Annotated in this window: 8 protein-coding genes; 3 read left to right on the forward strand and 5 right to left on the reverse strand. The window is 71.5% G+C overall.

Features of this window, described 5'->3' with window-relative positions; genetic code table 11:
* The coding region (locus AC5LSR_RS08030; RefSeq protein WP_493468306.1) for a trehalase-like domain-containing protein at positions 1-963 on the reverse strand (963 nt) is incomplete at its 3' end.
* A gap of 268 nt (positions 964-1,231) precedes the next feature.
* On the opposite strand from AC5LSR_RS08030, the gene AC5LSR_RS08035 reads away from it, so the two are divergent.
* A complete protein-coding gene (locus AC5LSR_RS08035) occupies positions 1,232-1,840 on the forward strand; it encodes a PH domain-containing protein (RefSeq protein WP_250282952.1) in 609 nt (202 codons plus the stop codon).
* A gap of 193 nt (positions 1,841-2,033) precedes the next feature.
* On the opposite strand, the gene AC5LSR_RS08040 is transcribed toward AC5LSR_RS08035, so the two are convergent.
* Positions 2,034-3,140 (reverse strand): rhomboid family intramembrane serine protease, encoded by a 1,107-nt coding sequence (locus tag AC5LSR_RS08040; RefSeq protein WP_250289579.1) that lies wholly within the window; start codon positions 3,138-3,140, stop codon positions 2,034-2,036.
* Positions 3,141-3,195: 55 nt separating this feature from the next.
* A complete protein-coding gene (locus AC5LSR_RS08045; protein WP_250282956.1) occupies positions 3,196-3,720 on the reverse strand; it encodes a peptidylprolyl isomerase in 525 nt (174 codons plus the stop codon).
* Positions 3,721-4,212: 492 nt separating this feature from the next.
* Between AC5LSR_RS08045 and AC5LSR_RS08050 the strand changes: the two genes are divergently transcribed.
* Positions 4,213-4,968: a hypothetical protein gene (locus AC5LSR_RS08050; RefSeq protein WP_493468307.1), complete on the forward strand. Its 756-nt coding sequence runs from the start codon at positions 4,213-4,215 to the stop codon at positions 4,966-4,968.
* 62 nt (positions 4,969-5,030) lie between these two features.
* Here the strand turns inward: AC5LSR_RS08050 and AC5LSR_RS08055 are convergent, their stop codons facing one another.
* Together AC5LSR_RS08055 and AC5LSR_RS08060 are read right to left on the reverse strand one after the other, a co-directional pair.
* Positions 5,031-6,776, reverse strand: a complete 1,746-nt coding sequence (locus AC5LSR_RS08055; protein WP_250282978.1) for a GMC oxidoreductase — start codon at positions 6,774-6,776, stop codon at positions 5,031-5,033.
* 711 nt (positions 6,777-7,487) lie between these two features.
* Positions 7,488-8,069, reverse strand: a complete 582-nt coding sequence (locus AC5LSR_RS08060) for a hypothetical protein (RefSeq protein ID WP_493468308.1) — start codon at positions 8,067-8,069, stop codon at positions 7,488-7,490.
* 304 nt (positions 8,070-8,373) lie between these two features.
* Between AC5LSR_RS08060 and AC5LSR_RS08065 the strand changes: the two genes are divergently transcribed.
* Positions 8,374-8,637, forward strand: a 264-nt coding sequence (locus tag AC5LSR_RS08065; RefSeq protein WP_493468309.1) for a hypothetical protein, incomplete at its 3' end; no start/stop codon positions are given.

Consider the following 8,637-nt stretch of genomic DNA (forward strand, 5'->3'; position numbering starts at 1 on the left):
GGACGCCGCGAGCAGCGCCCCGGTCGGGGCGTAGGTCAGGCCCTTGAGCGCCAGCGCGCTGCGCTGCAGATGCCCACGCCACGGGTGGTCCGGGAAGACCCCGCGGGAGAGCCACTGCCGCCAGAACGCGGTCGTCCGCGTCACCGCCGCGATCGCCTCCGCGTAGCTGGTGGGCAGGAAGGGGTCGCTGGCCCGCCAGGTCAGGGCCACGAAGGCCGTCCCGCCTTCGGCCAGGGTGGTCCTCGCGTGTGCCCGGCGGCCGTCGAAGCCCAGCCGGAGATCCGTCCGCAGCCGCAGGGTCAGCTCGGGATGCGAACGGATCCGTGGGCCGGGCCGCTCCGACGGGCCGCGCCGGCCGTCGTCCGGCTTGCCGCTCGGTGGCACGGCGCCATCGGCCCACACTCCTGTGCCGCCACGGACGGTGACCGCGCTGCCGTAACCGGCGTCCTCGTACGCCCAGCTCGCTGGCCGGCGGCCGTAGTCGAAGTTGGGCTCGCACAGCAGGGCGAGATCGACGGTGCCGTGCTCACAGCGCGCGAGCCGGAGCAGGACGTGTTCGGCGTCCCAGTCCGTCGGGGTACGCCGATGGGTGTTGGACCGCTGTTGGGTGCGGTGCCAACGTCCGACAATGAGACAGTCGGTGACGATGAGCCAGCCGTTGGGTGTCTGCCAGGTGGTCTCGAGGATGTTCGTGCCCGGCAGGTACCGGCGCCCGGCCGGGATCATCGTCCGCTCCGGGCCGAACCGGAAGCCGCCCGCCGACCGGTCGATGACCGCGCCGAACACCGACGGATCGTCCGGACGCGGCAGGCACATCCACTCGATGTTGCCGCTCGGGGCGACCAGACATGTGGTCTCACAGTCGGAGAGGAAGCCGTATTCGGCGATGGGCGGGAACGGGCTGACGCTGCCACGCCGGGTGGGCGGCGACACGGTCTGGAACGCTGTCTGGAACGAAGCCACGTCCGCTCTTCTCCTTCTCCGGCCGCAGGCCCCGGCGGCGGGGTGCGGTACACAGGGCCAGGCCGTCATCTGACGTGACGTTGAGAAAGCGGATAGTAATCGCCATGAAGATCGACCATGCGCAGGCCGGGCAGCGGCACGGCCCGCGCGGGCCAACGGCGGCGCTGCCCGGACGGCCGTCGGCCCCCAGACCAACGGCCACGCTGCCCGGACGGGGCCCGTCGGCCCGCGGGCCGACGGCGATGCTGCCCGGGCCGCCGGATGTGCTGTGCTGGGCGACATGCGGGATGAGGACTTCGCCGACCGGGACATCGCCGGCGCCGGACGCTCCGACGGCACCGACGGCGGCCATACCGGCGCCGATGTGGGCGACGCGCGTGCGAGTGGCACGGGGGCGGACGGCGCGGGCGGTACCGGTGCCGGCCGCGCCGGTGGGGCCGGCGCGCACACCTGGTCGCCGTCCTGGTGGCGGGTGGCCGGGTGCGCCCTCGCCGGCGCGTTCCTGCTCGCGGCCGGTGCCGTGGGCGCGCTCGCCGCCCGTCTGGGGCCGCTGGACGGCCCCGGCCGGCTGCTGGTCGGGATCGTCGGGGCCGGGCTGTTGCTGCTGGCCGGCCGGGACGCCCTGGCCCGACCGGCGCTGCATGTGGATCAGGGCGGAGTCGACCTGGTGGACGGCATCCACCGGCGGCACCTGCCATGGGCCGCCGTGCTGCGGGTACGCGCGGGCACCCTGACGCGCAGCCGTCGCGCCGTGCACGTCCGCGTCCTCACGGTCGAGACGATCGACGGCCCGCTCATGCTCAGCCGCCGTCAGCTCGGTGCCGAGCCCGAACGGGTCGCCGAGACGGTGGAGGAGATCCGCCTCCGCCTGCGCTGACCCGATACGCAAGCCGCCCGGCTTCCCCTATTCGGGGTGATACCGAAAGCATCCGAGGTACTGGCCCGCGGGCCCGGGGAACCACGTCCACACCAGGACAACCGGACGGGGAATCCTCACGTCAGAAGCATCCGGCCGCCACGGCCAGGGGCCGGAAGCCGCCGGGCCGCTCCTGAACGAATATCGGTGGCGGTTACGTCACCGTGGAAGTCCGGGCGACCGCGATGAGCAGCAATGCGGCGAGAACAGCACCCACCGCGGCCGCCTGCGCCCATCCGCGGCGTGCCGGCACATAGGCGTAGATCGCCCCCACCGCGAGCCCGGCCGCGAGACCACCGATATGGCCCCATTTGTCGATGTTCGGAATGGTGAACGTGATGACCAGATTGATGCCGACGATGATGAGGATCGCCGAGGTGTCGACACGCAGCCGTCTGGCGATCACGTAGTACGCCGCGAAGAACCCGAACACCGCGGTGGACGCCCCGACCGAGAACACGTCCCGTCCGTTGATCAGATAACTGAGCGTATTTCCGCCGACGGCACAGACGACGAACAGGGCGAGATAGCGCACCCGGCCGAGGATCTGTTCGAGCTGGGTGCCGAGCAGGTACAGCGCGTACATGTTGAACAGGATGTGCAGGATGCCCGCGTGCAGGAAGGCCGCGGTCAGCAGCCGGTAGTACTCGTCGTTGAGCGCTATGCCCTGGCCGTCCAGGGAGTAGTCCCCCGTGAAGGCGTTGTCGAGATTCCCGCTGGCCAGGCCCGGCAGCCCCTGCAGGACGTACGCGGCCACGCAGAGCCCGATGAGCACCTGGGTGAGCAGCCCGGGACGCCTGGCCATGGCCCGCCCGCCCAGCGAGGTGACCGGCCGCCGGGAGGCGGCGCCACGGTGTGGCGCCGCGGCGCCCTCCTGCGGACAGTGGAACCCCACAGCCGCCGGACGCATGCACTCCGGGCAGATCGGACGCCCGCACCGCTGGCAGGAGACGTAGGTTTCCCGGTCGGTGTGCCGGTAGCAGTAGGGGACGGGACGGGGATGCGCCGCCGGCCCCCGCTCCGGCTGGCCCGTGGGCCGGGAGCCGGTGGCGGAGGGGGCGTCCGGCGTCCAGCCGTCAGAGGGGTCCGAGGACCCGCCCGCGGGCCGCCAGCCGGCTGGCTCCGGTGGCTGCCCGGACGCGTGGTGGTACCCGGGCACCTGATGCCGGCGCGGGCCGGCTGCCCAGGCGGTGCCGGCGCCCACCGCCCGGCGGGGATCCGGGACACCCGGATCCCCTGGTCTCGACCAGGGTGGGTTCATCGCAGCGGTCCCGACACCTTCGCTTCCCCGTCCGCCTTCCCGTTCCCGCCGGCCGCTACGCCTGCCGGCGTTCGACGACGACCTGCGTGATGACGATGTCGTCGGCCGGGCGGTCCTGCGGCCCGGCCGGCGCCTTGCTGATCGCGTCGACGATGTCGGTGCCGCTGGTGACCTCACCGAAGATGGTGTGCTTGCGGTCCAGCCAGTTCGTCGGGGCCACGGTGATGAAGAACTGGGAGCCGTTCGTCCCCGGGCCCGCGTTCGCCATCGCCAGCAGGTACGGACGGGAGAAGCTCAGCTCCGGGTGGAACTCGTCGGCGAACTTGTACCCCGGGCCGCCGCGGCCGGTACCCAGCGGGTCACCGCCCTGGATCATGAAACTCGGGATCACCCGGTGGAAGATCGTACCGTCGTACAACGGCGCCTTCGTCTTCTCACCCGTCCGGGGGTCGGTCCACTCCCGTGTACCCGTGGCGAGACCGACGAAGTTCGCCACCGTCTTCGGCGCGTGGTTCTTGAGCAGCAGGATCTCGATGTCACCCTGCGTAGTCTTCAATGTAGCGTACAGCGCCTCGGCCATGAGCCTCTCTTCCGTCGTACCGGTAGCGGCTGATCGCCGGTGACGCCGAATGTCGCGTCGCAGGTCCAACGATCGCCATGCTGGTAATGCTCCGCCGATCGTATGCGTCCGGCCGTACGCGACCGGTCGCGCGGGACCGTCCATATGGGACCGGGCCGTGTACGCCGCGTTCCGGCCAGAACCGGCCAGGGCTGGCCAGGGCCGGCACGAGCTGGCAAGGACCGGCACGAGCCGGCAAGGACCAGCCAGGGCCAGCACGAGCTGGCAAGGGCCGGCACGAGCCGCGGCACGAGCTGGCATGGCTGACAGCCCTGCCGGCGGAGCCGGGCTCAGACGCCCGCCGTCGGGCAGCGGCGAGTCCGCCCTGGCGATATCCAGCGATACACCAGGAGCGAATATTTTGTCACGATTAGCATACTGGTTGTGCTTAGCCCAATTGTGGGTAGAGGAAGATTCAGCAGACCGTAACGCGAGTTGCGCGAAGGGAAGCCGATGAGCAACAAGCGAGAGAGCAGACGGTGGCGTGGTCACGATTCTTCCGTGACCGAGACGCCCGCAGGGCTCCGTTTCGGGCCGCTGGTAGTGAACCGGGCCCGCGGTGGCCGCGATTCCTCCCCGACCGAGGTGCCCGCGGAGCACCGTTTCGGCGCGCTGGCAGGCCGGGCCCGGCGCGGCCACGAGCCTTCCCCAGGTGAGACGCCCGCGAGGCCGGCCCCGCATGCTCCGCGAGCCCAGCAGGCCCCGTGGGCCCAGCAGGCCCAGGCTGCCCGGTCGCTGACGGAGAAGATCTCCCGCGCGGCCGAGCAGGTGCCCACCGAGAAGATCCCGGCCGCGTCCAGCGCTGTCACCGACCGTGCTGGCAAAGCGGCGACGCAGGCCGCCACCCTGGCCAGCACGATGTCCGGACGCGCCGGGCAACAGATCGACAGAACCCGCTCCCAGCGCGCCGTCCACCGGGAGGAAAAAGCGCGTGCCCACGCGGAGAAGACACAGCACCTCCTCGAGCAGCAGCTGGCCAGAGCCGAGCACAAGCTCCAACGGATACACCGCCGCCGGCGGCGCGGCATGACGGCGATCCTGCTGGTCGGCGCGGGCGCGGCAAGTGCCGCGGCGGCGGCCCGCGGCGGCGTCCGACAGCCACGGCCAACCGGGCCCGAGGACACGGCCACGACGGCGACGGCGGGCCCTGGCGCCGAATCACCCGACATCGGGTGGAACGACCCGGAGAGCACCCGTCCGACAGTGTGAGCGGATAGCTCAGCGCCTCGGGAAACACCGGGCACGGCGCCCGTCCGGATCTTGCTCCAGCATCATCCACGGTCGCGGACGGCGGCCAGGGGCAGGCCGACGCGGTAGGCGGCCGGAGCACTCTCCGGTACGGCCGGACGTACCGGTCGTACCGGAGGGATCCGCCGGTACGACGACCCGAGCGGCGGACGCCTGTCCGGTTCGCCGTTGTTGGGCCACATCGCCATCGCCCGCTCAGCCTGCGCGACAATGGTCAGTGACGGGTTGACGCCGAGGTTGGCCGATATCGCCGCGCCGTCGACGACATGCAGGCCGTCATGTCCGAACACCCGCTGATAGGGGTCGACGACCCCGTTGGACGGGGAATCCCCGATCACGGCGCCACCGAGTATGTGCGCCGTCAGCGGAATGTCGAAGATTTCCGTCAGCGTACCGCCGGGAAAACCGTCGATGCGCCGGGCGACCCGCCGGGTCGCGTCGTTTCCGGCCGGAATCCAGGTCGGGTTCGGCTCGCCGTGGCCCGGCCTGCTGGTCAGCCCGTGCCCGCCGAACAGGCCCCGTCGACGGGCAACCGTGAGCGAGTTGTCCCGGGACTGCATGACCAGCGAAATCATGGTGCGTTCCGACCAGCGCCACGGCAGCGGTGCGTAGAGGAACAGAAACGGATGACGCAACGCTTGACCGACGAATGTGAGCCATCGTGGTACCCGCCGGCCGCCGTCCGTCATGAGGGTGGCCAACAGAGCCAGCGCGTTGCTGCCCCGGCCGTATCGGACGGGCTCGATATGGGTGTCCGCGGCCGGGTAGAAGGAGGACGTTATCGCCACGCCCCTGGTGATCCGCTCGTCCGGGCGGAACCTGGTGGCGCCGATGATGGATTCCGAGTTCGTCCGGGTCAGCGTGCCGACCCGCGCCGAAAGCGCCGGCAGCACTCCGGTGTCCCGCATCGTGAGCAGGAGCCGCACGGTACCGAGCGTCCCGCCGGCGAACACCACCTGGCGCGCCCGCCACGTCCGCCGCCCACGGCGCACCCAGGATCCGGTACGTACCGTCTCCACCTCGTAGCCACCGTCGGGGTAGCGACCGGCGGGGTAGCGACCGTCGGTCAGCGGGCGCACGGTGGTGGCCTCGGTGCCGGGAAAGACCTGGGCGCCGATCTTCTCGGCCAGGTAGAGGTAGTTGCGGTCAAGGGTGTTCTTGGCGTTCCAGCGACAGCCGGTCATGCACTCGCCGCACTCACGGCATCCGGTGCGGGTCGGCCCGGCACCCCCGAAATAGGGGTCCTCGGTTTCCACACCGGGTTCCTTCCGGCCGTCCCGGCCGAAGAAGACACCCACGTCCGACAGCTTGAAGGTATGTCCGGCACCCATTTCTTCGGCGACCGCCCGGTACACCTCGTCGGCGTAGGTGACCGTCGGGTTCGTCACCACTCCGAGCATGCGTTCGGCCTGATCGTAATAAGGCGCCAGTTCCTCGCGCCAGTCGGTGACATGCCGCCACTGCGGGTCAGTGTAGAACGCCTCCAGCGGACGGTAGAGCGTGTTCGCGTACACCACCGAGCCGCCGCCGACAGCAGCTCCGGACAGTACGAGCACACGGCCGAGCATGGTGAACTTCTGGAACCCGTGGCAGCCCAGCCGGGGTGCCCACAGATAACGGCGGATGTTCCAGCTGGTCCGGGGCAGCGCGTCGGGAGGAAACCGGCGGCCGGCCTCCAGAACGATGACCCGGTACCCCTTTTCCGCGAGCCGGAGCGCGGCGACGCTGCCACCGAACCCGGAACCGATCACGATCACGTCGGCATCCATAGCCGCGGACGCCCTCTCGACCGGCTCACCCGCCCCGGCGCGAGACTCCTCCGATCCGGCACGAGACTCTTCCGATCCGGCACGAGACTCTTCCGCCCCGGCACGAGAAAGGACCGGCAGCCGCCAGCGCCCAGCCGTCCAGCGCCCAGCCGTCCAAGGCCCGGTCGTCACGGCGGGCGCGCACTTCCCCGCACCGTCGCGAGCCTTCTCGCGACGAGGGAACCGGCCCTGGCGCGCCGCACCCCGGGCGGTCGTCCCATCGGTCGCACTGTCGCGCGCACCGCCACCGGACATACGCTCACCCCCACCACGTGTATCCCGCGCCCAGGAGATCGCCGTCCCGCGCGGGCCCTGTTCGGCGGGAGCCTGCTCAGGCCTACGCGGAAGCCCCGACCTGTGGGCCCGCGGTCTCCCATCATCACCGCATCGGCCACGAAGGCAACACGCCTGCCCAGCGGCAGACCGGCCGACGTTCCAGACAGCCGTCAGTGGCGGTCGAGCCTGGAGCGCCGGTCAAGCAGCGCGCATCCCGTCCACAACCGCCCGTACAGGCCACGATCCAGGCAAGTTTGTTGTTGTGCACGCTTTTTGGCCGCGTCAACGTACGTCAACGTACACAGCAACACACTCGTGCCGATCTTCTCCGGTGACCGGCGGCCATCGACGCGCGCCGCCGGTCATGACGGATACGTACGGTAACATGACCGGCGCTCAGGCAGCACCGGTGGCGCGAGGTGGACGGGCGCGAGCCTGCGCGGCTCCGGCGGCCGCCGCCTGCTCTATCGCGGCAAGTTCCGGCAGGCCGGACGGGACCCGCAGTGGTACCGCCACGGGCGACGGGGCCGCCGCCGGCGCGGCCGCGGTGGCCGGGCCGGCACGATGATCAGTGGCGGCAGGTGCCGGGGCCCACGACCGGCACGACCGGCACAGGCATTCCGCGGACGACGCCGGCAGATGGTCCAGCCGTCGCAACACATGATCGACGGGATCGTCCACCCGGCCGGCTCCGGCGCCGGCACCCATGGTGTCCACCAGGTGCATGGCCAGTTCCGCCGCGTTCCACGAGCCGGCGACAAGGATGCGGACGATCCGGTCCCGGGCGGCGGCAAGGGTCTGCGGGTCACGTCGGATGGCCCGGGCAAGCGTGACGACGACCTGCCCGGCCGCCTCGGCGACCAGCCGCTGCGGGGAGGCAGGCCAGGCCTGGCTGTTCCCCGCGGAAGCCGGCCCGCTCCCGTCCGCCGGCGCCGCCCCAGCCCGCACGCTCCCGCCCGGCACGGTTCCGCCCGGCACGGTTCCGCCCGGCTGGCTCCCGATCACCGGAATGACCCGGTCCTGGACGACCGCCGCGTCCGAGGTGGTCGTCGTGCCCGGTGCGCCCCCGGTCTGGTCGCTCCTGGGCGGCTGCTCGGTTGCGGAGCGGGCGTTTCCGGGCTGAGCGCTTTCGGGCTGAGCGCTTTCGGGGAATTCGGGCTGTGCGCTTCCGGCTGCCCCCGCACCAGGCACGGACGAGGTGTCCGCGGCCGGGGCAGCACCGGATCGCGGAACGGAAGGCGACGTCATCATGTTCGTGGCAGGGCCCACCGGAGGCACGGCCGTGGAGAAGGAGTCAGCGGGGACGGACGCGGTGACCACGGAGTTGTCCCCGACCACCATCAGCGCCTTGGCCATCGCGGCGCCCGTGATGCGGGCGCGGCGTCGGGCGGCGGCGCTCGGTCGGTCCGAGGCGGGCCGCGGGCCGGCCCGGCGACGGGACGCCACGGTGGCCGGCGTGGCGTCGGCTCGCTGGCTCCTCGGATACGCCGCGGCCATGCTGGCCGCGGCAGCCGGAGCAGCCGGGCCAACCGGAGCAGCCGTGGCA

The organism is Protofrankia sp. CiP1_Cm_nod4 (assembly GCF_982290645.1).

What these genes read in the sequence shown, in the direction of transcription:
- AC5LSR_RS08045 (WP_250282956.1), bottom strand. Translation starts at nt 3,720, where the DNA reads ATGGCCGAGGCGCTGTACGCTACATTGAAGACTACGCAGGGTGACATC.
- AC5LSR_RS08040 (WP_250289579.1), bottom strand. Translation starts at nt 3,140, where the DNA reads ATGAACCCACCCTGGTCGAGACCAGGGGATCCGGGTGTCCCGGATCCC.
- AC5LSR_RS08055 (WP_250282978.1), bottom strand. Translation starts at nt 6,776, where the DNA reads ATGGATGCCGACGTGATCGTGATCGGTTCCGGGTTCGGTGGCAGCGTC.
- AC5LSR_RS08050 (WP_493468307.1), top strand. Translation starts at nt 4,213, where the DNA reads ATGAGCAACAAGCGAGAGAGCAGACGGTGGCGTGGTCACGATTCTTCC.